General features: G+C 44.2%; 21 protein-coding genes. 18 read left to right on the forward strand and 3 right to left on the reverse strand.

All coding sequences use genetic code 11. The features are described from left to right. Positions 1-7 precede the first annotated feature (7 nt). Entirely contained in the window at positions 8-1,111 is a 1,104-nt protein-coding gene (gene wecB / locus DS742_RS00825; protein ID WP_117415141.1) for a non-hydrolyzing UDP-N-acetylglucosamine 2-epimerase, read from the forward strand. A gap of 53 nt (positions 1,112-1,164) precedes the next feature. On the opposite strand, the gene DS742_RS00830 is transcribed toward wecB, so the two are convergent. Then, positions 1,165-1,638 carry a methylglyoxal synthase gene (locus DS742_RS00830; RefSeq protein WP_117415142.1) on the reverse strand — a complete coding sequence of 158 codons (474 nt, stop codon included), beginning with the start codon at positions 1,636-1,638 and terminating at the stop codon, positions 1,165-1,167. A gap of 41 nt (positions 1,639-1,679) precedes the next feature. Next, a complete protein-coding gene (locus DS742_RS00835; RefSeq protein WP_117415143.1) occupies positions 1,680-2,882 on the reverse strand; it encodes an AfsR/SARP family transcriptional regulator in 1,203 nt (400 codons plus the stop codon). A gap of 144 nt (positions 2,883-3,026) precedes the next feature. Here DS742_RS00835 and srtB point away from each other — a divergent pair, with 144 nt between their 5' ends. The 12 genes from srtB to DS742_RS00895 all read left to right on the forward strand — a co-directional run bounded on the left by srtB (position 3,027) and on the right by DS742_RS00895 (position 17,116). Beyond that, positions 3,027-3,782 (forward strand): class B sortase, encoded by a 756-nt coding sequence (gene srtB / locus DS742_RS00840; RefSeq protein ID WP_117415144.1) that lies wholly within the window; start codon positions 3,027-3,029, stop codon positions 3,780-3,782. A 76-nt stretch (positions 3,783-3,858) separates the two neighbouring features. Then, positions 3,859-5,214 (forward strand): phosphoglucosamine mutase, encoded by a 1,356-nt coding sequence (gene glmM, locus DS742_RS00845; RefSeq protein WP_117415145.1) that lies wholly within the window; start codon positions 3,859-3,861, stop codon positions 5,212-5,214. Between the two features lie 146 nt (positions 5,215-5,360). Beyond that, on the forward strand, positions 5,361-6,626 hold the full coding sequence (locus DS742_RS00850; protein WP_117415146.1) for a 5-bromo-4-chloroindolyl phosphate hydrolysis family protein: 1,266 nt from the start codon (positions 5,361-5,363) through the stop codon (positions 6,624-6,626). Then, entirely contained in the window at positions 6,619-7,779 is a 1,161-nt protein-coding gene (locus DS742_RS00855) for a toxic anion resistance protein (protein ID WP_117415147.1), read from the forward strand. Before DS742_RS00850 ends, DS742_RS00855 begins: the two co-directional genes overlap by 8 nt. Before the next feature lie 256 nt (positions 7,780-8,035). After that, the gene (gene leuA, locus DS742_RS00860) at positions 8,036-9,700 is read left to right on the forward strand and encodes a 2-isopropylmalate synthase (RefSeq protein WP_117415148.1); all 1,665 of its coding nucleotides are present in this window, start codon (positions 8,036-8,038) and stop codon (positions 9,698-9,700) included. 270 nt (positions 9,701-9,970) lie between these two features. Then, a complete protein-coding gene (glf, locus tag DS742_RS00865) occupies positions 9,971-11,080 on the forward strand; it encodes a UDP-galactopyranose mutase (RefSeq protein ID WP_117415149.1) in 1,110 nt (369 codons plus the stop codon). Between the two features lie 72 nt (positions 11,081-11,152). Next, a complete protein-coding gene (locus DS742_RS00870) occupies positions 11,153-12,130 on the forward strand; it encodes a glycosyltransferase family 8 protein (protein ID WP_117415150.1) in 978 nt (325 codons plus the stop codon). A gap of 11 nt (positions 12,131-12,141) precedes the next feature. After that, a complete protein-coding gene (locus DS742_RS00875; RefSeq protein WP_117415151.1) occupies positions 12,142-13,038 on the forward strand; it encodes a glycosyltransferase family 2 protein in 897 nt (298 codons plus the stop codon). Between the two features lie 23 nt (positions 13,039-13,061). After that, on the forward strand, positions 13,062-13,982 hold the full coding sequence (locus DS742_RS00880) for a glycosyltransferase family 2 protein (RefSeq protein ID WP_170313325.1): 921 nt from the start codon (positions 13,062-13,064) through the stop codon (positions 13,980-13,982). Positions 13,983-13,995: 13 nt separating this feature from the next. Next, the gene (locus DS742_RS00885; RefSeq protein WP_242996349.1) at positions 13,996-15,141 is read left to right on the forward strand and encodes a DegT/DnrJ/EryC1/StrS family aminotransferase; all 1,146 of its coding nucleotides are present in this window, start codon (positions 13,996-13,998) and stop codon (positions 15,139-15,141) included. A gap of 5 nt (positions 15,142-15,146) precedes the next feature. After that, positions 15,147-16,133: an ATP-grasp domain-containing protein gene (locus tag DS742_RS00890; RefSeq protein ID WP_117415153.1), complete on the forward strand. Its 987-nt coding sequence runs from the start codon at positions 15,147-15,149 to the stop codon at positions 16,131-16,133. Then, positions 16,130-17,116 carry a glycosyltransferase family 2 protein gene (locus tag DS742_RS00895; protein WP_117415154.1) on the forward strand — a complete coding sequence of 329 codons (987 nt, stop codon included), beginning with the start codon at positions 16,130-16,132 and terminating at the stop codon, positions 17,114-17,116. The genes DS742_RS00890 and DS742_RS00895 overlap by 4 nt, the downstream gene beginning before the upstream one ends. Before the next feature lie 15 nt (positions 17,117-17,131). Here the strand turns inward: DS742_RS00895 and DS742_RS00900 are convergent, their stop codons facing one another. Then, complete coding sequence (locus DS742_RS00900; RefSeq protein WP_117415155.1) at positions 17,132-18,571, reverse strand: L,D-transpeptidase; 1,440 nt, start codon at positions 18,569-18,571, stop codon at positions 17,132-17,134. Between the two features lie 155 nt (positions 18,572-18,726). Between DS742_RS00900 and DS742_RS00905 the strand changes: the two genes are divergently transcribed. The 5 genes from DS742_RS00905 (at position 18,727) to DS742_RS00925 (ending at position 24,181) form a co-directional block, all read left to right on the forward strand. Beyond that, the gene (locus DS742_RS00905; RefSeq protein ID WP_117415156.1) at positions 18,727-20,169 is read left to right on the forward strand and encodes a lipopolysaccharide biosynthesis protein; all 1,443 of its coding nucleotides are present in this window, start codon (positions 18,727-18,729) and stop codon (positions 20,167-20,169) included. Between the two features lie 84 nt (positions 20,170-20,253). Continuing rightward, positions 20,254-21,510, forward strand: a complete 1,257-nt coding sequence (locus DS742_RS00910; protein ID WP_117415157.1) for a lipopolysaccharide biosynthesis protein — start codon at positions 20,254-20,256, stop codon at positions 21,508-21,510. Then, positions 21,507-22,205, forward strand: a complete 699-nt coding sequence (locus tag DS742_RS00915) for a glycosyltransferase family 2 protein (RefSeq protein WP_117415158.1) — start codon at positions 21,507-21,509, stop codon at positions 22,203-22,205. Before DS742_RS00910 ends, DS742_RS00915 begins: the two co-directional genes overlap by 4 nt. A gap of 18 nt (positions 22,206-22,223) precedes the next feature. Then, positions 22,224-22,580 (forward strand): DUF2304 domain-containing protein, encoded by a 357-nt coding sequence (locus tag DS742_RS00920; protein WP_117415159.1) that lies wholly within the window; start codon positions 22,224-22,226, stop codon positions 22,578-22,580. Further along, on the forward strand, positions 22,577-24,181 hold the full coding sequence (locus DS742_RS00925; RefSeq protein WP_117415160.1) for a DUF2142 domain-containing protein: 1,605 nt from the start codon (positions 22,577-22,579) through the stop codon (positions 24,179-24,181). Before DS742_RS00920 ends, DS742_RS00925 begins: the two co-directional genes overlap by 4 nt. Positions 24,182-24,186 lie beyond the last annotated feature (5 nt).

Here is a 24,186-nt window from a genome sequence, read left to right on the forward strand (position 1 = left end):
TTAATCCGTGAAAAGTATCATGCTTGTATTTGGGACAAGACCGGAGGCCATAAAAATGTGTCCTTTGGTACTGGAACTGAGAGGCAGGGAAGAAGCCAGGGTATGTGTCTGTGTAACAGGACAGCATAAATCCATGTTAAAGCAGGTTCTGGACGCGTTTTTAATTGAACCGGACTATGATCTTTCCATAATGAAGGAAAAACAGACACTTTTTGAAATTACCATCAGTATCTTAAATAAAATCAGCGGCGTTTTGGAAAAAGAAAAACCGGATGTGGTTCTGGTTCATGGGGATACGTCAACAGCATTTGCCTGTGCACTTGCCTGTTTTTATTTACAGATTCCCGTAGGGCATGTAGAAGCCGGGTTAAGGACTTATGATATTTATTCGCCTTATCCTGAGGAATTTAACAGACAGGCAATTGGTATCATAGCAAATTATCATTTTGCCCCGACAGAAAAGGCCAGGCAGAATCTGATTGGTGAGGGGAAGAATCCTTCCACCATATTTGTCACGGGTAATACAGGGATCGATGCGCTGAAAACTACGGTCAGAGCGGATTACAGCCATGAACTTTTAGAATGGGCATCTGGAAGCAGACTGATTTTACTCACTGCTCACAGAAGGGAAAACTTAGGGGAGCCGATGAGGCAGATTTTTCGTGCCGTAAAACGGATAACAGAGAAGTATCCTGATGTTAAGGTCATTTATCCCATTCACTTAAATCCGCTTATCAGGGAAATTGCCGGCTCTGTATTCGCCGGAGAGGAACGGATCCGTCTGATTGAACCCTTAGATGTAATAGATTTTCATAACTTTCTTGCAAGAGCTGCGCTGATTCTGACAGACAGCGGAGGGATACAGGAAGAAGCACCAGGCTTAGGAAAACCGGTGCTGGTTCTGCGCAAATCAACGGAGCGTCCGGAAGGCGTTGATTCAGGAGCATTGCTTTTGGCTGGGATTGAAGAAGAGAGGATATATAATTCGGTATCCGGTTTGCTGAATGATAACAATTTATATAACAGGATGAGCAACGCAGGCAATCCATATGGAGATGGGGAAGCCAGCAGAAGAATTGCGGATATTTTACTGGGGCAGAAAGATAAATAAATAGTACAGACTCTACAAAGGAAACATGTATAGCCTGTACTATTAATAAAAACTTATAACGTTTTTGCTCTGTCTGCTATATTCTTATTAAAATTAATTACCTGATGTTCATAAGTATTTTCCATGAGAGGAGAGGTAATGATGAAATCAGCGGTTGCTCTGGTATTGGCAATTGGAATATCATAAACCTGGGCAATTCGAAGCAGTGCCTTTACGTCCGGATCATGAGGCTGTGCAGTCAGAGGATCGGAGAAAAAGATAACCAGATCAATGCGGCCTTCCACAATCTTTGCACCAATCTGCTGGTCACCGCCTAAAGGACCGCTGTTGTAGCCTTTTACCGGAAGGCCTGTCTGATCTGTAATCATGCGGGCAGTCGTACCCGTACCGCAAAGCGCATGGTTCTTTAAGATCTCTTTATGCTCGGTGCACCATTCGATTAATGCATGTTTCTCGTTGTCATGGGCGATCAGCGCAATGTTTTTTTGCTTTTGAAGCGTCAGTGTAATAAAATCATCCTGTAACATCATATTCCTCCTGTAGTAGGTATTAATAGAGAGGTATCACCTCATTTAAAAGGCAGAACACTTTGAAGAGAATAGGTAATGGACAAATCTTTCCGGGAATATTCCTTTTTAAAATTCTGGATAATCCGTTTTAAAACCATCTCTCCGTTTTCATAGGTTGCAGTAGGAAGAAGCATTAAATACTGGCTTACACTGTACCTGCTGTAAACATCTCCTCTGCGCAGGGAATTACGGATGGAACTGCCCAGTTCATCCATGGCACGGGTCTGAACCGCCGGCTTCAATAATTCTCCCTTTAAATTGCTGATGGTAAGCAGACATAAAAAGATGGAATCTCCCGTTCGTTCGATGGCTCTGGCCTCCAGCTGGTAGATATCCCTGAATACGGAAGGCTCACAGCAAAATGCTCCCTTATTGGTTCCTCCCTCTAAAAGGATCTCCCTGATGGTGCTTAAATCCATGGTTATTCCATGCTTTTTGTCGCTGATCATCTTATACAGCTCTTTAAAGCGAATGGAGGGAGTGATGGCAAACTCGTTGTAGAACATGTCGTTTACCCGTTTATAATGCTCCAGGGACATCATCTGGTTGCCGCTCTGATACAGGGCATAAATCAGATAATAATGGGCATCTTCCCCATACGGATCGATGGAGATTGTCTGCTGGCAGACATCAATCATTGTTGGATAATCCTTCCGGTCATCTAACATCAAAAGGATTTTTTTCACTAATTTCTGATAAAGGGTATGATAATAGGTGTGAATCGGAATCACCCAGGATTCCCATTCAGATTTTGGAAGGAAGTTTCCCTTATAAAGATTAAATGCTTCCATTGACAGCTTCAGGCGTATCTCTTCCGGAAATTCCTTGCTTTCAGCCTGAAGACAAAGCTCTTCAAACTTGTCCGTGTCACACACGGTGGTAAGCTCCCTTGTCCAGCCGTAAGCTTTTCTGTTTTGAAATACCAGTTCCTGAGTTGGAAGTCCAAGAGGCTCAAGGAGCTTTCGGACGCGGAACATCAGAGTCTTTAAAGCGCCGGCAGGATTGTTGCTGGCTTCATCTTTCCAAAACAGGTCGATTAATTCCTCAACAGGAATATCCCTTCCCCGAAAAGTAATTAAATACTCCAAAAGACTCCAAGGTTTTTTTGCCTGATTATTTTGATCAACTATTATTTTGTCTCCGATGGTAACGGAGAACCCGCCTAGCATGTTCACATAAATGATCGTCTCTTGATTTTTCATAATATTCTCCAAAGTAACATTTTCTTTCCTTAGTATATAGAAAAAAACGTTAAAAGTCTAGCGCAGCTTATAAAAGATTGAGATTTTTATTAAAATAAGCTATACTGAAGCAGAAGAATATAAAAAAGAAAGCAGGAGAGTGCCATGAATAGAAAAAAAATGTCAACAGGAATTCTCACATTTGCTTTCCTGCTTCTGGCAGCGGGGGCAGGAGTACTTTATTCTGATTACCGGGAAAAGCAGGATTCTAAACACCTTTACGAAAGTCTTGCTGAGCTGGCCGGGGGACAGGAAGAAAGCGTTACTGCTGAATCAGACACAGAGATAAAAAAAGAAGAACCTTATGTATCCCCCATTTCTTTTGATGAACTGCGAAAGATCAACCCGGACATCGTTGGCTGGATCCGCATCGAAGATACCAGCATCGATTACCCCATAGTCCGTACTGACAATAACGATACTTACCTGGATACGGATTTTGAAGGGAAGAAGAATCCGTCAGGAGCCATATTTCTTGACTGTGACAGTGAACCTGATTTTTCCGGAAGGCATAACATAATTTACGGGCATCATATGAAAAATGGATCCATGTTTAAGGATATCATAAAATATAAGGATGAGTCTTTTTACCGTGCCCATCAGAACATTGTAATCTATACACCGCAGCGGGAATTTCATCTGCGTCCGGTCACTGTGCTTTATACAGATGCGTCCGGAATCCGCAGAAAAACGAAATTTGAATCGGATGAGAGCTTTCAGTCATATGTTGACGAGATGACAAAGAACGGTATGTTCTATCAGGCACCCCAGGAGCCGGTTGAGACTCTTTGGTCGTTTGTCACCTGCAGCTATGAATTTGATGATGCAAGAACCATTCTTTATGCAGCTTTAGTCCCTTAATTTGAAAACAGGGCATTAATATGGTATAGTACATATCACTTTGTATCACCGCAGATTTTTAAAGGAGAATAATAAAATGGGAAAATATTTTGGAACCGACGGTTTTAGAGGAGAAGCAAATGTTACGCTGACTGTTGAGGATGCGTTTAAGGTAGGCCGCTTTTTAGGCTGGTACTATGGACGGAAAAAGCCGGCTGAGGTATGCAGGATCGTAATCGGAAAAGATACAAGGCGCAGCAGCTATATGTTTGAATATTCCCTTGTGGCAGGTCTTACTGCGTCAGGAGCCGATGCGTATCTGCTTCATGTAACCACCACTCCCAGCGTTTCCTACGTTGTCCGTACAGAAGGCTTTTCCTGCGGCATCATGATCTCTGCCAGCCATAATCCATACTACGATAATGGAATTAAAGTGATCAATGAAAAGGGAGAGAAATTAGAAGAGTCAGTAATTACAGAGATAGAGAGATATTTAGATGGAGAGATGGAAGAACTTCCATTTGCCACACAGGACAGGATCGGCAGAACCGTGGATTTTGCTGCAGGAAGAAACCGCTATATCGGATATCTGATTTCTACGGCAACCAGATCCTTTAAAAATAAAAAGGTGGCGTTAGATTGTGCCAACGGAAGTGCCTCCGCTATTGCCAAGAACGTATTTGATGCTCTTGGTGCAGAAACCCATGTAATCAGCAATGAACCCAACGGATTGAATATCAATACCGGCTGCGGTTCCACTCATATGGATCAGCTTGTAAAGTTTGTTAAGGAAGTGGGAGCAGATGTGGGATTTGCCTATGATGGAGATGCGGACCGCTGTCTTGCAGTGGATGAGAACGGAAATGTGGTTGACGGAGACGGAATTTTATATATCTGCGGTAAATATATGAAAGAGCAGGGACTCCTTAAAAATAACAAAGTGGTAACGACCGTGATGTCTAATTTCGGATTATACAAAGCTTTGGACCGGGAAGGCATTGAATATGAGAAAACCGCTGTTGGAGACAAATACGTCTATGAAAACATGGTTACCTATGGAAACTGTCTGGGTGGCGAACAGTCCGGTCATATTATATTCAGCAAACATGCCACTACCGGAGACGGAATCCTAACATCCTTAAAAGTGATGGAAGTGATCCTTGAAAAGAAAGAAAGCCTGGGAAAGCTGGTATCTGAGCTGGAAATTTATCCACAGGTATTAAAGAATGTCCGTGTACATGACAAGACAGCAGCCCAGGATGATGAAGCCGTGAAGGCAGAAGTGGAAAAAGCAGCACAAGGCCTTGGAGACAGCGGAAGGATTCTTCTGCGCCAGTCTGGTACGGAACCGGTTGTCCGTGTAATGGTAGAAGCTGCGGATCTGAAAACCTGCGAGAAGTACGTGGAACAGGTGATTGATGTGATGAAAGCAAGGGGACACGTCATTTCCTGATTGTAAATATAAGTCATTGAAAACCGTGAGTAAAAGCCGGTTTTTCAATGACTTTTTCAGTATTTATAAAGGTGTCTGATTGTAAATGACAACAATTCATGGTATGATTGTACGTATCTGCAAATTTATTTTGGGAGATCGGAAATATGGATAAAAAAGATAAATCAAACTTAGGAGAACAAATCCGCAGTACGGTGCAAAGTGCCATTGATTCCAGAGATTTTAACCAGCTGAACCGAATCATATCCGATTCCGTAAATTTTGCGCTTGATGAAGCAAGAAGCCAGCTGGTAAAAGGTACGAAAGGCTTTACCCGGACGCAGGGGCGGGATAACAGGAGCGAAAGCGGTGAGTCGGGGGACGAGACAGATGACGGACCTGGATACAGGGCGTTTCAGACCAGCCGTTCCGTAAAGGAACGGACAGGCGGTTCTTCGGCCGGAACAGGCAGGCAGGAGATCAGGATCAACCAGCAGGGGCGTGTATCCGGAATACTTTTAACCATTTTCGGAAGTATCTTTCTGGGCTTGGATTTTATCGCCATACTTGCTGCTCTTTTTGTTTCCCTGATGTTAAGGCCTGTTGCATGGGCGGCAGCCAGCGCTTTTACATTCCTTCTGGCGGCTTTCATTGCTTCCGGGTGTATGCTTTTTGCCGGACTGTCTGTAAACGGAAGATTAAAAAGAGCCCGGATCTATGCCAAACAGTCAGAAAAACGGATGTATTCCAATCTGGAAGAACTGGCGGCAAGTGTTGGGAAATCCCGTGAATATGTACTAAAAGACGTGGAGAAAATGATGAAGCTTGGTATTTTCCCTCATGCGTATTTAGACGAGCAGAAAACCTGCCTGATCTTAAGCGAAGCCACTTATAACCAGTATCTGGAATGCCAGAAGGCATTAAAGGAGCGGGAAAAAGAAGAAGAACTGAGTCAGATTTCAGATAATGCCTTTCAGGAAAACAAGGCTTTTCAGGAGATGATGACCCAGGGAAGAGATTATTTAAGAATATTAAGAGAAGCCAATGATGCGATTCCCGGAGAAGTCATTTCCCGGAAGATATCCATGCTGGAAGATGTAATACAGAGAATTTTTGATACCGTTTTAAAGCATCCGGAGCAGATGGGTGAGATGGAGCAGTTTATGGATTATTACCTTCCCACAACTGTAAAGCTGGTCAATGCATACAGGGATTTTGAAAGCACGGGGATAGAGGGGAATAATATTGTCAGTGCAAAAAGGGAGATAGAGGGAACTCTTGACACCATCAATCAGGCATTTGAAAGGCTGCTTGACGATCTTTACCAGGACGCGGCCATGGACATTACCACTGATGCATCGGTGCTCCAGACCATGTTAAAGAAGGCTGGCTGGACCGGAAGCGATTTTACAGGAGGAACAAAGAATGAGTAAGGATATGGAAGAGATGATAAAAGAAGCGCCCCAGCTTACGCTGACACCATTTGAACAGACAGAAGGTGTGAAAGAAGGGAATGAGCTTTTAAAAAGCAATGAAACAATCACTGCTGAGGCTGATCCGGTTCCGGAGCTTACCCCGGAAGAAGAGCGTCTGGTTTCTGATTTTGCAGAAAAAATCAATTTAAAAGATTCCAATATGGTACTTCAGTATGGTGCCGGAGCTCAAAAAAAGATTGCTGACTTTTCCGAGTCTGCTCTTGACAATGTAAAGTCTAAGGATCTGGGTGAAGTTGGCCAGATGCTCACTAATGTGGTGACGGAATTAAAAAGCTTTGAAACGGAAGAAGAGGAAAAAGGCTTTTTCGGCTTCTTTAAAAAGAGCGCGAACCGGCTTGACAGTATGAAGGCCAAGTATGCCTCTGCAGAGACCAATGTCAACCAGATCTGCAAGATTCTTAAGAATCACCAGATTCAGCTTTTAAAGGACATTGCCCTCTTAGATAAGATGTATGAGTTAAATGCTACTTATTTTAAAGAACTGACCATGTATATTCTGGCAGGCAAGAGAAAGCTTTTAAAGGTCCAGCAGGAAGAACTCCCGCTTTTAATGGACCGGGCAGCAAAAAGCGGTCTTCCGGAAGATGCCCAGGCAGCCAATGATTTGTCTGCCATGTGCGGACGATTTGAAAAGAAAATCCATGACCTGGAACTGACCCGTATGATTTCCATTCAGATGGCACCTCAGATCAGGCTGGTTCAAAATAATGATACCTTAATGACAGAAAAGATCCAGTCAACTCTTGTCAACACCATCCCTCTCTGGAAGAGTCAGATGGTTCTTGCCATCGGAATCAATCATTCCGAGCAGGCGGCAAAGGCACAAAGAGAAGTCACCGATATGACCAATGAACTGCTGCGCAAGAATGCAGAGGTGTTAAAGACTGCAACCATCGAGACGGCTAAAGAGTCAGAGCGTGGAATTGTGGACATGGAAACTCTTAAAAAGACTAATGAATCCCTGATTACAACCCTTGATGAAGTGGTGCGTATTCAGGCAGAGGGAAGAGCGAAACGGAAAGAAGCAGAAGCAGAGCTTGCCCGTATGGAAGGGGAATTAAAGACCAAGCTTTTACAGATGAGCAGGTAAAAGATTTTATTGGTTTGAAAAGTTTTTGTTGTAAGTCATTTTTACTCGTGCTATAATAGCATAACACTTTACCGTGGTGGTTTGTCAGAGCACGGCATGTGATTATAATGCAAAGGAATGATGATAGATGGGGTTAGACCTTTAAAACCCACGTTGTTCATTGTCAAGAAATACAGCGTGATTTATCGACTCCAAAGCCTGGACTGATTTTTTATGAAGGAAATACAGAGAAAAAGGAATATGGAGGAGATCAGACATGTTGAATTATGAAAGATATAAGCGGGTACCGGTAGTGAACTATCCGGAAAGACAATGGCCGTGCAGGGAGATTAAGAAAGCGCCGATCTGGTGCAGTGTGGATTTGAGAGACGGAAACCAGGCTCTTATTGAGCCTATGGTGGTGGAAGAAAAGATTGAGATGTTTAACCTTCTGGTTAAACTTGGTTTTAAGGAGATTGAAGTGGGATTTCCCGCTGCTTCCCAGATTGAGTTTGATTTCTTAAGGCAGCTTGTGGAACGGAAGCTGATTCCCGATGATGTGGTGATTCAGGTTCTGGTCCAGTGCAGAGAGCATTTGATTAAGAGAACATTTGAGGCCCTGGAGGGAGTAAAGAAGTCAATCGTTCATATCTACAATTCCACATCTACATTACAGCGTGATGTGGTATTCCGCAAAGAGATGGATGAGATTAAAGAGATCGCAGTACAGGGAACCCAGTGGGTGAAACAGTATATGCAGGATTTTAAGGGAGAGGTTGTACTTGAGTATTCTCCTGAAAGCTTTACCGGAACAGAGCTGGAATTTGCCCTTGATATCTGTACGGCTGTGCAGGATACCTGGGAAGCAACTCCGGAAAAGAAGATTATCTTCAATCTTCCTTCTACTGTGGAGATGACAACTCCCAACGTATATGCCGATCAGATTGAATGGATGAATTCCCGGTTTAAAAACCGTGACAGCATTATTTTAAGCGTTCATCCCCACAATGACAGGGGAACGGGAATAGCGGCCACTGAGCTGGCTCTTCTTGCAGGTGCAGACCGTGTGGAAGGAACCCTGCTTGGGAATGGAGAACGTACCGGCAACGTGGATATTTTAACAGTTGCCTATAATATGTTTTCCCAGGGCATTAATCCGGAACTTCATCTTGAGAATATCCGTGAAATCGTGGATGTTTACGAGCGCTGTACCAAGATGGAAGTGGAACCCAGACATCCATACGCCGGCAAACTTGTTTTCACTGCATTTTCAGGTTCTCACCAGGATGCCATTAATAAAGGCATGCAGGCGATGCATGAAAGGAAGAATCCGTTCTGGGAGGTACCTTACCTTCCTATCGATCCTTCCGATATTGGCAGGCAGTATGAGCCCATTGTCAGGATCAACAGCCAGTCCGGCAAAGGCGGCGTAGCATTTGTTATGGATACGTTCTATGGCTTCAAGCTTCCGAAGGGTATGCACAAGGAATTTGCTGATGTCATTCAGGCAATTTCTGAAAAGCAGGGTGAGGTTGCGCCTGAGCAGATCCTGGAAGAGTTCAAAAGCTGCTACACCGAGAGAAAGGAACCAATCCATTTCAGAAAAAGCCAGATTACAGAGGCAGAGGAAGACGTGGAGTTCTCAACTCTTGCAAAAGTCCGTTACACAGACCATGGTGTGGAGAAAGTCTTCGAGGGTGTGGGAAACGGACCCATCGATGCGGTACAGAAGGGTCTGGAGAAGGAGCTTGGTATCGAGATCCGGGTGCTGGATTACTACGAACACGCACTTACATCCGGTTCCGGAGCCCAGGCTGCATCCTATATCCATCTGCTTGATGTAAAAACCGGAAAGGCAACTTACGGTGTGGGAATCAGTTCCAACATCACCAGAGCGTCTATTCGGGGTATCTTCAGTGCGGTAAACCGGTTATTTTATTAAGATCAGATAATGAAAGGGATCCTGTCTTCTTTTACAGAGGCGGGATCCTTTTTTTTCTGTCATTTTATTCGTTTCTCAAAGCAGACTGCATCGACGCGCCCCTGATATTTTCCATAATTGTGCCTCCTCCTCATGAATTGATCTCAATTATAAAACAGATCATGTCCCCAGACAATCATTATTTCGAATTCCGCAAATGGAACCGGCGTTTACTTTTGTTACAGACTTTAGTATAATTAATGCAGTTTATAAAATGACGGGAGAGTAAAAATGAAGAAATATGATTATGTTCTTGTCGGAGGCGGTCTTTACTCCGGCGTATTTGCCTATCTGGCCGGAAAGCAGGGAAAGAAGTGCCTGGTCCTTGAAAAAAGGGATCATTTGGGAGGAAATCTGTATTGTGAGGAGACAGAAGGAATCCATGTACACCGGTATGGCGCACATATTTTCCATACCAGCAACCGCAGAGTCTGGCATTTTGTAAATGAACTGGCGGAATTTAACCGGTATACCAACAGCCCGGTTGCCAATTATTTAGGTGAGATGTACAACCTTCCTTTTAATATGAATACCTTCAGCAAGATGTGGGGCGTGTCAACTCCAAAACAGGCAAGGGAAAAGATCAATGAACAGAGACAGGTAATTACAGGAGAACCCCGGAACTTAGAAGAACAGGCAATCAGCCTTGTAGGAACGGATATCTACGAGAAACTTGTTAAGGGTTATACGGAAAAACAGTGGGGCAGAGACTGCAGGGAGCTGCCGGCTTTTATCATTAAGCGGCTGCCTGTACGCTTTACTTATGATAACAACTATTTCAATGATTTATATCAGGGAATTCCGATTGGCGGTTATAATGTAATCACAGACAAGCTTTTTGAGGGCTGTGATGTGGAGCTTTCCGTGGACTATCTGGAGCATAGGGAAACGTATGACAGTATGGGAGAAAAGATCGTGTATACCGGAATGATCGATGCCTTTTACGGATACAGGTTTGGAAAGCTGGAATACCGCAGTCTGAAATTTGAGACTGAGACGCTTGATACAGACAATTATCAGGGCGTGGCGGTTGTAAACTATACAGATCGTGAAACTCCCTATACGAGAATCATTGAGCATAAGCATTTTGAGTTCGGAACACAGGAAAAGACGGTTATAACCAGAGAATACCCTGTTGACTGGAGTGAAGGGATGGAACCCTATTATCCGGTTAATGATGAAAAAAATCAGAAGTTGTATCAGGCATATGCACAACTTGCCCAGAAAGAGGATCGGGTTATCTTTGGAGGCAGGCTGGGAGAATATAAATATTACGACATGGATAAAGTGATTGAGTCTGCTTTCAATATGGCCAGATCCCAGCTCGCACTTCTTCCCTAGCCCCCGGCTGTTTACTTTTCTAATCAGATATAGTACAATACAACGGAAAAATCGGTATGCGGGGAGGTTATTATGAACGTAGTTTACGCTTCCAACGATAAGTTTGCCAGACATCTGGCAGTTTCTCTCTATTCTCTTCTGGATCGTAATAAAAAGATAGAAACGCTTGATATCTGGGTATTGTCCATGGGACTGTCAAGGGAAAGCAAAGACCGTTTATCCGGTATCGCACAGGAATTTGACCGGGAGCTTTCTTTGATAGAACTGGGGAATTTAAAGGAACGGTTTTCCCATGAGGTGGATACAGGAGGTTTTGATTTAAGCATTATGGCACGCCTGTTTTTGGGAGAGGTGCTTCCTGAACATGTGGAACGGGTTCTTTATTTAGACTGCGATACCGTTATTCTGTCTTCTCTGGAAAAGCTGTGGAAAGCGGATCTTGGCCCGTTTCTGCTGGGCGCTGTCATGGAACCCACCATTTATCCATGTATTAAGGAAGAGATCGGATTAAGACCGGAAGAACCTTATTTTAATTCCGGGGTGCTTCTGATTGATTTAAACCGGTGGAGAGAGGAGAACGCTCAAAAGCTGCTTCTTGACTTTTACCGTTCCAAGGACGGAAAACTGTTTGCCGGTGATCAGGATACGATTAACGGAAGCTTAAAGGGCAGAATCAGGCCATTGTCTCCCCGATATAATTTCTTTACGAATTACCGGTATTTCCATTACCGGCATTTAGTCCGGCTGTCCCCGGTGTATGCACTCATAACTGAGAATGGCTTTAAAGAGGCAGGCAGACATCCGGCGATTCTCCATTTCATGGGAGATGAAAGGCCCTGGAAGGAAGGAAATTTAAACCACTACCGCAGAGCATACGAGAAGTATTTAGCAAAAACTCCCTGGGCCGGAACTCCAAAGGAGAAGGGAAACCGGTTTTATATGGCAGCTTATCATCTCATGAATTACGGTACCTATTTGTGTCCGCCGTTTCGTGATTTTATCAGCAGCCGGTTTGGAATGAAGCTGGTGAATTCCAGAAAAGGATCTTAAAAGGAGAAGATATGAATGTAAGCTGTATCATCCTGAATTATAATGATGCCGATACTACCATGAGGCTGGTTCGTTCGATTAAAGATTATTCTTCTCTGGACTCCATTGTCATCGTGGATAACCATTCCACTGATGATTCCGCCGCCCGATTGAAGGAATTAAGTGACGGCAGAATACATGTGGTCAGCTCCTTAAAGAACGGCGGATATGGCTATGGGAATAATCTGGGTATCCGCTATGCTTACAGGGAACTTGGTGCTACCCATGTTCTGATTGCCAATCCCGATGTCCTGGTTTCAGAGGAGACGATTGCTGCCATGAAAGCAGCATTTCAGACCGGCAAAACTGTTGCAGTGACGGCCGCAGTTCCAGTCGATCAAAAAGGCAGGACAGGTCTGTCAGGATGGAAGCTTACTGGTCTGTTCATGGATTTACTGGATACGGGACTGGTAACACGGCGTTTGTTGAAACGGTGGCTCAGTGATAATCCGGGAAAACGTGCATTTTTGATAACTTCGCCTGAGGGGACAGAACGCTGTGCCTGGGCTGATGCAGTTCCGGGCTCCTTATTGCTGGCTGATACAGATGCTCTGCTGGCATGCGGGCTTTATGATGAGGAAGTATTTCTTTATTACGAAGAGAAGATCCTTGGACATAAGTTAAAGGCAAAGGGGTATGGGACACTCCTTCTTCTTGACCGTACCTATGTCCATCTTCATTCCGTATCCATTGATAAATCCGTAAGTTCGATCTTGAAGAAGCAGGCGCTGCTCCATAAAAGCAAGCTTCATTACTATAAAAAATATCTAAAAATAAACCGGTTTCAGGAATTGGCTGCGAGAGGATTCCTGGAATTTCTCATGTTTGAGATCTGGTTTTTAACAAAGATTCTGGGAATGTCATGGTAAATGGCGTTGGAAGAAGGGATAGAATGATAACAGTACTTTTGGCTGCCTGGAATGGGGAAAAATATCTAAAAGAACAGATGGAATCACTGCTTGGTCAGACGAATCAGGAGTTTACCATTTTAATTTCAGATGACGGTTCTACTGACCGGACCCCTGAAATAATTTCAGAATATGAAAACCGGTTTCCGGACCGTATAAAAAGTTTAAAAAACATAAAGCCGTCTGGCAGTGCCAGGGATAATTTTTTCCGCCTTTTAAAAGCTGCTTCCGATGAATATCTGATGTTTTGCGATCAGGATGATATCTGGCTGCCGGATAAAGTAGAAGTGACATTCACAGAGATGAAGAAAATGGAGAAAGAATGGGGCAGGGATATGCCTTTACTGGTTCATACAGATCTTTCCGTTGCAGATCAGGCGGGAGCGGTTCTTTACCCTTCCATGGCCAGATATCAGAAGATTGGAGTTTATGATAACCGAACCAGTCATTATCTGGTTGAAAATAATATCACAGGCAATACCATGATGATTAACAGGTCTTTAAAAAATCTGATGGTGGATATTCCAAAAACATGTATCATGCACGACTGGTGGTTTGGTCTCATTGCAAGCTGTTTTGGGAAAATCTCCTACATTGACCGTCCTCTGGTTCTCTACCGGCAGCATGGAAGCAATCAGGTAGGAGCAAAGAGCGGAATGAAACAGCTGTCGGAGAGAAGGAACAGCCGGGAAAAAGTAAGGGATAATTACGGCAGTTTATTTGAACAGGCAAAAGCGTTTCTTTCCATTTACGGGCAGTACATGACTCCTGATCAGAGAGAATTGTTTGAAGAATTTCTAAAACTTTGCAAAAGAAGCAGAGCCGGAAAAATAAAGACCATTTTAAAATACAAATTGTTTAAAAGTACCCGTGTCAGAACGCTTGGACAGATGCTTTCTATCTGACCGGAGGCGGCCCATGGAAAATGAGGAGAATGGCAGAATGATACCAAATGAAAAAGAAATACTGGTAACGAGGGCATCCATGCCTTCTTACGAAGAATTTATTACTGAGATCAAACCGATCTGGGAAACTGCCTGGATGACCAATATGGGAGAATTTCACGACAGATTGAAGGATCAGCTGAAGGAATATTTAAAAGCGGAAAATCTTCTGCTGTTTGTGAACGGACATATGGCTCTTGAGATGGCGCTGCAGGCGATGAACTTAACCGGAGAGGTAATTACCACCCCCTTTTCCTTTGCTTCCACCACCCATGCAATCGTAAGAAATAATCTGACTCCTGTATTCTGTGATATCAGAGAGGATGACTATACCATAGATGCAGATCAGATAGAAGCGCTGATTACGGAGAAAACAACAGCTATTCTCCCTGTGCATGTGTATGGAAATGTCTGTGATGTGGAAAAAATAGAGTTTATTGCAAAAAAACACAATTTAAAGGTGATTTATGATGCGGCCCATGCATTCGGGGTAGAGGTGAATCACCGCGGAATCGGAACCTATGGAGACGCTTCCATGTTCAGCTTTCATGCTACCAAGGTGTATAACACCATAGAGGGGGGAGCGGTCACTTTTAAAGATCCCTCGCTGGAGATTTTATTCAATTACTTAAAGAATTTTGGTATAACCGGAAAAGAATCTGTTGAATACATAGGCGGCAACGCAAAAATGAATGAATTTCAGGCAGCCATGGGAATCTGCAATCTGCGTCATGTGGATGAAAACATTGAAAAGCGCAGGCTGGTGTCAAAACGGTACAGGGAACATTTAGAAGGTGTTGCCGGTATCCGTCTCAATCCGGTAAAACAGGGGATCAGTCAGAATTATGCATATTTTCCTGTGTCATTTGAAGGGTTCGCACTATCCAGAAATCAGGTGTATGATCTGCTGGCATCCCATCAGATATTTGCGAGAAAATATTTCTACCCGCTGATTACTGATTTTGACTGCTACAGGGAGCGCTTTTTAGGTCTTAACCTTCCCATTGCAAAAAGAGCAGCAGACAGTGTGCTGACTTTGCCCCTTTACGCAGACCTGTGTCTTGAAGATGTAGACCGGATATGCGAAATAATTTTAAGTGCCGCGCAGGGAGGAAAATAATAAGTATGAAAACTGCAGTTGTAACCGCAATCGGATCATTTTCGGCTGACATTGTGATTAAAAATTTAAAAAAAATGGGGCTTAAGGTGGTCGGTTGTGATATATATCCGGCAGAATGGATTGCTGATTCTTCCAATGTTTCCGCATTTTATCAGGTGCCCCTTGCAACGAAAGAAGAGCAGTACACAGAAAAGATTCTCAGTATCTGCAGGAAGGAAGCTGCCGATGGGCTGATTGTCCTTACCGATGCAGAGGTGGATGTGTGGAACCGCAACAGAAAAAAACTGAAGGAAGCCGGAGTGACTTTATGCTTATCGCCGGAAGAAACCATAACGATCTGCAGGGACAAAAGGAAGCTTTATGAGTTTCTCTCCGAAAATGGTATTGGAAATCCCATACCTACCAGAATGCTTGGCTGTATTTCTCCGGAGTCTGTTACCTATCCGGCAGTTGTAAAACCGTATAACGGAAGAAGCAGTCAGGGGTTGTGCTATCTTCGTGATCAGGAAGAGATGGAACGCTTCCTTGCTGGCTGTGAGCCGGACGATTATGTGGTACAGCCCTATTTTAAGGGAAGTATCATCACGGTGGATGTGGTGCGGCAGGCGGACACCGGGCAGTCGGCAGCTGTCTGCCGTAAGGAATTGCTGCGGACCCCTAACGGTGCAGGCACTTCTGTTCTGGTATTTTCAAATCCGGCTCTGGAAGCTTTATGCAAAGAGACTGCCAGGGCTTTGGGGATCACGGGATGTGTTAATTTTGAATTTATAGAAGGGGAAGACGGAACCTTCTCCATGCTGGAATGCAATCCCCGTTTTTCAGGCGGTGTGGAATTTTCCTGTATGGCGGGGTATGACTGCGTCTCAAACCATGTGAAGTGTTTTACAGGAGAGGAGATTGAGCCGTTACCCCTTGTAACAGAGATGTATATTGCAAGAAAATATGAGGAATACGTGACAAAGGTACTTAAAAAGGCAGGAACTGAGGTATGAGAGACGGATCAAACAGTGAAATCATGGCAAGCATCAACTGTGTCACCTATAACCACAGTGCGTTCATCCGCCATGCTCTTGACAGTTTTCTGATGCAGAAGACAGACTTTGAGTATGAGATTCTGGTTCATGATGATGCGTCCACGGACGGGACAGGAGATATAATCAGGGAATATGCTGAAAAATATCCGGATAAGATCCGGCCTTTAATTCAGACAGAGAACCAGTATTCCCAGGGAATTGATAATATAAGCGGTGCTTTTAACTTTCCCCGTGCAAGAGGGAAATATATATTTATGTGTGATGGGGACGATTATTTTGATTCCCCGGACAAGCTTCAAAAGCAGGTGGACTATATGGAGTCCCATCCGGACTGTACCCTTTGCATCCACAGTGCTAAAATCCAGCTGATGGGAAAAGCCGTTACAGAACGCCAGATGAGGCCTTACCGGAAAACTACAGTTATTAAGCCGGAAGAGATCATAGATAAAGCTTCCGGTTATGCCATGTCTTCCATGGCATTTCCCGCAAGGCTTGTGAAAGAACTTCCCGATTACTATACGGACTGTCCGGTGGGAGATACCCCCCTGCAGCTGATGGCTGCAGCAAATGGATACGGGTATTATATAGATGAACCCATGAGCGTATACCGGGTGGGGGTCTCCGGGTCATGGACTGCTGAGGGGAAAAAAGGGAATTATGCTAAGAAACAGCAGGCATATTATGAACGTATGAAAATAGTTTATGAAGAATTTGACAAAGCAACAGGCGGCCGTTATAAGGCGGCCGCCATGAGTGCATCCAATAGAACCTATTACCAGACGAAGGTCAATACAAGGGATTTCAAGGAAATATTAAATCCCTTATACCAAAGGTATTATAAGGAACTTACGCCCCTGACCCGGTTCTTTATTCAGTTTCAATACCGGACCCCCGGAATATATCATTCACTTCGAAGATTAGTTACCGGAAGCAATGATTAAAATAACACGCTGCTATCACATGTTGGGATCAGTTGGATCCCAGGTCTGTGTCTCCGGAATGATCTGTTCAATAGCCGGCCGTTCATATGGACCGGGAACCGGCGATTCGTAAATGGTTACGGTAGTTCCAAGCGCACAGTGATCGTAGATCCATTTGGCATCGCCGGAAAGGAGACGGACACAGCCGGCCGATTCGGCAATACTTAAATAATTATATGTTGTGGGATCAAGAGTCATCTTGTTGGGGCGGCTGTAAAGAATCGAGTGGATCAAAAAGCCCTTCCAGATGCGGGTTGCATACTGAGTGAAGATTCCGTGATTCATATCCCGCCAGCGGTATTTTTCAGGTGTCTGGAATGTTCCCAGGGGAGTATCCGGACCTGTAGAGGTAAGGAATGACTTTACCGGAATGATAAACCCGTTTGCACCATCTTTTGCAAAGACCGTCATGCAGTTCATCTGTTTGTTGATGCTGATAAAAAATGGTCCGTTGTTTCCAATAATAGGTTCTAAATCGGTAAGCATCTTGCCGGAATTTAAATCAAAATAGTATTTGAAGCCATCGATGTACTGCCAGCCTACAACCGGAAGAGAGTCCTTAAAATAGTACCGGTCATTTTCAATCCATGCCCAGCCGGTAAAAGGTGTGCCGTCTCCGTTAAAGTAGCGCAGTCCGCCGTCAACAATCTGCATTCCGTCTTTTGTAGCGGAAATCAGCGGTTTATCTGTCTTATATGGAAAGGCAGAGTTCTTTGCATAGAATGCCATACGAAAACCTGTGATATAATGTCCGGTTCCCATGGTTCCCGCACTGGTTCCGTTCTTTGCCCAGTCAGTGGTGGTACCGTCCTCTAATTTTGCTGAATAATAAAGATTGAACTGGTTGTTTACATAACCGGAAAACCTCATCTGTATGGCTTCAATGTTTACGTCATTGGGGTAATTGGTTGTCTGCTGACCGTTCATGACCCATGGGGACCAGCCAGTGCCTGAGGTGTAGGTACGGTAAAGCACATTCCCTACAATATTCGTGAGAAATGTAGACAAACCATGAAAGCCCTTTCCGTCGTTGGTGATCCAGGCATCGTTGACAAAAGGCTGTGTCCAGTTGCCGTCACCAGTCATAACAGTGGTCTGAAGACGCGGAAAGTTGGCTTTTAATGCTTCCTGGGCGGCTTTCGTCGCTTCATCAACAACACCGTTTTCTCCACTTCCATCCCCTTCCTGTCCGATATCTATTCCTGCATTTGCCAAAGCGGTTTCTGCTTCCTCTGTAGTTACGCCTTCCGCAGTCTCAGCCGTAGTCTGTTTTTCAGACTTACTGGTATCGCTGATGCTGACGCCATTCCTGTAGCCTGGTCCATATGCCTCATCCGCCCGCGTAAGGGCAGCCTGTCCCAGGACAAGAGCAGCTGTCAGGCAGATTGCCGCCAGGCCGCGTGTCAGTTTACGCATGATAAAACCTCCTGTAAATCATTAATAATTTTATGGTGATTCCATAATACTTTAACATAACTAACTGGAAAATGCTATAAAAGATTTACATTTATTGGTCAATATAGTACAATAAGGCGAAAATGTAAATTGGATAATTGAGGAGAAAAGCCAGTATGTACCAGGAAAATATGAAAGAGAGAGTGCTTTCCGGACTGTTTTGGAAAGTCATGGAAAACGGGGGAACACAGGGGATTCAGTTCCTTGTATCCGTTCTTTTAGCCAGGCTTTTAACGCCGTCCGAATCCGGGGAAGTCATGCTGATCATGATATTTATTACCATCGGCAATGTATTTGTCCAGAGCGGTTTTAACACTTCTCTGATCCAGAAGCAGGAAGTGGATGAAAGGGATTATTCTTCTGCTTTTTGTGTGAGCTTCCTGATTGCCTTTGTTCTGTATGTAATTCTGTTCTTTTCTGCACCTGCAATCGGGGATTTTTATGGACAACCGTTGTTCGTTCCGGTATTAAGGATTTTATCCCTGACCTTATTTTTCGGTGCAGTCGTATCCGTTCAGTCCGCGTCTGTTTCCAGAAATATGGAATTTAGAAAGCTTTGTATGGCAAGTCTCTTTGCTGCGGCAGGTTCCGGCATGATCGGGGTGCTGATGGCATTAAACGGATTTGGATTATGGTCTCTTGCCATGCAGCAGTTTTTTTACAGTTTTTTTCTCATGATTGTGCTGCATGTTTTAAAAACCTGGAAACCCAGCCTGAATTTTTCTTTTCAGAAAGCTGGGGAGTTGTTCTCATATGGCTGGAAAATTCTGATGTCCGGTCTCATTGACACAGTTTTTACCAATGTTTACGGGCTGGTGATCGGGAAACTATATAATTCGGCTATGATGGGGCAATACTCAAGAGGAAACCAGTTTCCTGCCCTTATTGCCAATAATTTAGGGGCTGCCATACAGTCAGTGATGCTCCCTGCTTTTTCTGCATGTCAGGAAGACCGGGAGAGGGTGAAAAACATGGTAAGAAGGTCCATCGTTACAAGCTCCTATCTTGTCTTTCCTATGATGGCGGGATTAATTGCAATAGCAGAACCCATGGTGAAGCTTTTACTCACAGATCAGTATTTACCATGTGTTCCCATGCTTCGTCTTTTGTGCATCGCCTATGCCACCTGGCCGCTTCATGTTGCGAATTTACAGGCGATCAATGCCCTTGGAAGAAGTGAGATCTTCTTAAAGCTGGAGATCATTAAAAAAGCTGTCAGTGTGGCGGCTTTAATCATCAGCATTCCATTTGGAATTTATACCATGGTGGCGTTAAGAGCAGTGACGGATTTCATATGTACATTTATCAATGCATACCCCAATAAGAAGCTTCTTAATTACAGCTTTCTCCAGCAGTGGAGGGATGTATTCCCTTCTCTGATTCTGTCAGGGCTCATGTGCGCTCTGGTTTACAGCGTTCAGTTTCTGGTGAAAGGCACTCTTCTGACTCTGACGTTGCAGATTACCACAGGAGTTCTGTTTTATGCAGGTCTTTCCTGGCTGTTCCGTATCGAAAGCTTCTTTTATTTATGCAGGACAGTAAAGAACATGAGAGGGTAAGAAGCCGGTTGTTGGTTTACTTTTTTAGGCGGATCATGTAGAATAAAAGGAACTTCTTAAATGAAATGAAATAGAGGAATAATAATGGAACGTAAAAATGTGGCATGGAATATGATTGGAAGCCTGGTTTATGCGGGTTCCAGCATGCTGCTGACCGCCCTGGTCAATCATCTGGTAGGAACGGATCAGGGAGGCATCTTTGGTTTTGCTTTCAGTACATTCGGCCAGCAGATGTTTCTTGTGGCTTATTTTGGAATGAGACCCATCCAGAGCACGGATGTGAGAGAAAGCTATACATTTGGGGAATACCGGCTGGCCCGTATGGCCACCTGTGGTATGGCCCTGATTTTAGGTATCTGCTACATTATATGGAAGGTTTTCTTTTCTTCTTCTGACTACACTTATGAGAAAACCCTGGTAGTGTTTTTTATGGTTCTTTATAAGGTGCTTGATGGTTTTGCTGATGTATACGAGTCGGAATTTCAAAGAAAAGGAAAGCTTTATCTGACCGGACAGGCCATGACATGGCGGACATTGTTTTCCGTGTGTTTATTTTTAGGCACTCTGGCTTTTACAAGGGATTTAATTACCGCTTCGGCGGTTGCCGCCGCTTCTCAGGCAGTGGGAATCTGGCTGTTTGATAAAAGGACTGCGGACCGGATACCGGATATTACTTATTTACATGCAAAGGGAAGATACAGGCAGCTTTTACAGGACAGCTTCCTTTTGTTTTTGTCTGTATTTTTAGACGGTCTCATCTTTGCAATGGCAAAGTACGCCGTTGATTCCCAGATGACTTCCGCGGATAATGCCATTTTTGTGGCAATATTTATGCCTACATCCGTGATTAATCTTGCGGCTAATTTTGTAATCCGCCCTTTCCTCACCAGACTTTCCATTCTTTGGGAGGAAAAGAGGACTTCAGAGTTTCTTATGGTTTTGAGGAAGCTGTCGGGAATTATTCTGTTTCTCACTGTAATTGCCCTGGCTGGAGCCTGGGTAATCGGGGTTCCTGTGCTCTCCGCTGTCTTTAATGTGGATCTGGCGCCTTACCTCTTTGGACTTCTTGCTATTATTCTGGGAGGCGGTTTCTTCGCAGTAATGAACTTATTTTATTATGTCCTGGTGATCATGAAGAAACAGAGACTGATATTTTTTGGATATGTTCCGGTCTGCATTCTTTCGTTTGTCCTTTCCTACCATTTTGTGAAAACAGGCGGAATTAACGGCGGTGCGTACTCCTACATGCTTGAAATGATGATTCTTATGTTTTGTTTTATGGGACAGGCAATCCGGATTATTCATACAGAAGAAAAAGAAAGGAGTAAACAGAGGATATGACAGACCGGGTACTGGTAGTGATACCTGCATACAATGAAGCTTTAAATATTGAGCGGGTAGTGGGAGAGGTCATAGAGAATTATCCCATGTATGACTATGTGATTATTAATGACGGTTCTACGGACAGTACCGCCAAAATCTGCAGGAAGCATGGCTGGAAGATCATTGATCTTCCCATGAATTTAGGTCTGGCAGGCGCGTTTCAGACCGGGCTTAAGTATGCACACCGAAAGGGCTATGGATATGCCATACAGTTTGACGGAGACGGACAGCACCGGCCGGAGTTCATTCTTCCCATGAAGGAAAAGATGGACCAGGGATATGACATCGTCATTGGCTCCCGGTTTGTAACAGAGAAAAAACCCCGTTCTCTCCGTATGCTTGGGAGCCGGATGTTAAGCGGCGCCATCTGGTTTACCACAGGAGTAAAGGTGAAGGATCCTACATCCGGAATGCGCATGTTCAGCCGTAAGATGATTAAGGAGTTTGCAGACGGACTTAATTACGGTCCGGAACCGGATACTATTTCCTATCTGATCCGTCACGGTGCGAAGGTTGCTGAAATACCGGTTGTGATGGATGAGAGGATACTGGGAGAGAGTTACTTAAATCCCCTAAATGCGGCCCGGTATATGGGAAAGATGCTGTTTTCCATTTTACTGGTACAGAGCTTTCGCGTTCGGGACAGAAGATAAAGGAAGGGAGTACGTGATATGACGGTATTACTTCGCTGCGTGCTGATATGCGTTTCCCTGGTACTTAGCATTTATGTACTGGGAAGAATACGCCACTCAAAAATGAAGATAGAGGATTCCATTTTCTGGGTAATGTTTTCCCTGCTTTTGGTAGTTTTCAGCATTTTTCCTAAAGTGGCGGATTTTATATCCGGCCTGGTGGGAACCTATTCCACAGCTAATTTCATTTTTACACTGATGATCTTTATTCTGCTCACCAAGGTCTTTTTTCAGTCGATCAAAATATCCCAGTTAGAGCGCAGAGTGACGGAGTTAATCCAGATGCTGGCGCTGGATAAGGAGGAAGCCATAGAGAAGGAGGAACATAAACTGTGAAGCGTTTGTTAAAGACGAAAGGCTTATGGCTTGCAGCGGGAAGCATTCTGCTTTTGATGTTCCTGTTTGTCAGAACCTATTTAAAAACCATAGTGGGGATTCCTTCTCCGGAGTTTGAGCCGGTCCGACGGTTTTACTGGTGGTTTATTGTCTTCGGTTGTGGATTTCTTGGTGTTTTTGCCTTTCTTTTGTGGATAAAAAATATTTTTAACCAGTGGCTGTTCCCCCTGGTTGTTATTGGACTTGGTGTTTTTTATCTGTTCGCTTTAACACCTTTTTCTGCACCCGATGAAGCTGCCCACTTTGTCAGTGCCTACCGTCTTTCCAGCCAGATTATGGGCAAACAGGCAGTGGCAGGAGAAGACTTTTTAAAGCATGCTTCATCAGAAGAAAAAGAGCGGATTAAAAAAGGAGCCAATGTTCTGGTTCGTAACGGGGATGATGTCACCGGTCTATATACAGAGCCGGGGCAGAGAACGTACAACCGTGTCCTGACAGAACTGTTTTCCCCGGATGACAGCCAGTCGGTGACAGTCCGGGAGGAAGTTCCGGTGAATACCACACCTGTGGTTTATCTGCCTCAGGCAGTGGGAATTACGATTGCCAGACTTTTACACCTTGGCTATATTCCCCTGGTATATCTGGGACGGTTTATGAATCTTCTGGCATTTGCAGCCATGGCAGCGGTTTCTGTCAGGCTGATGCCGTTTAAAAAAGAAGTTCTCATGGCAGTATCCTGTCTGCCCATGACTCTTCATCTGGCGGCTTCCTACTCCTATGATACCGCATTTATCGGTCTTTCCATGCTTTTGCTTTCCTGGTGCTTTCATCTGGCTTATGAAAAGAAAGAGATAAATACAAAAGACCTTTTGGTACTGACTCTGTTGCTGGTACTGTTAGAGCCCGGAAAAATTGTATATCTGCCAGCAGCCGGAATCTGTCTGCTGATTCCAAAATCAAAATTCAAATCTCAGAGACATTACTGGATTTCCGTGTTTGGTGTCATTGCAGTGATGCTGCTTGCAGTATTCCTTGTAAACCGCCTTGTACTTTCTGCATGGGCCGGGGCTACGGAAAGCTACGTGGGCTGGAGTGAGGCGGCAGGCTATAATTTATCTGACGTGTGGCAGAGACCATTTAACGTATTTACGGTCTATTATGAAACCCTGGTGACCCAGTACGACTATTATCTGGTAACTATGCTGGGAGGATTCCTGGGAAATTTAGATCCGAATCTGACGATTCCGCCGGTCTGCCTTACCCTTCTTTGGTACGCCCTCTTTATCAGCGTAATAAAGAGAGAGGGGGAAGTGGTGAAGATGACGGACGGACAGAAGCTGTGGGTATTAATTCTTGTATTTACCAGTGCAGTTCTGGTTCTGACTTCTATGTTTTTGGGGTGGACTCCCAGAAATTTAACGTATATTACGGGAGTTCAGGGGCGTTATTTTATTCCTCTTCTGCCTCTGCTTCTGCTGACTCTATATGACCGCCGTCTGGTAATCGGTGTGGATTTAAGAAAAAGTGCCTGGTATCTGGAATGCTTTGTAAGCATTTATGCCCTGATCCGTATCTGCTCCACATCATGTCTGCGTTACTGACAGGA

Source organism: Lacrimispora amygdalina (genome assembly GCF_003432035.1).
GTDB lineage: Bacteria > Bacillota > Clostridia > Lachnospirales > Lachnospiraceae > Lacrimispora > Lacrimispora amygdalina.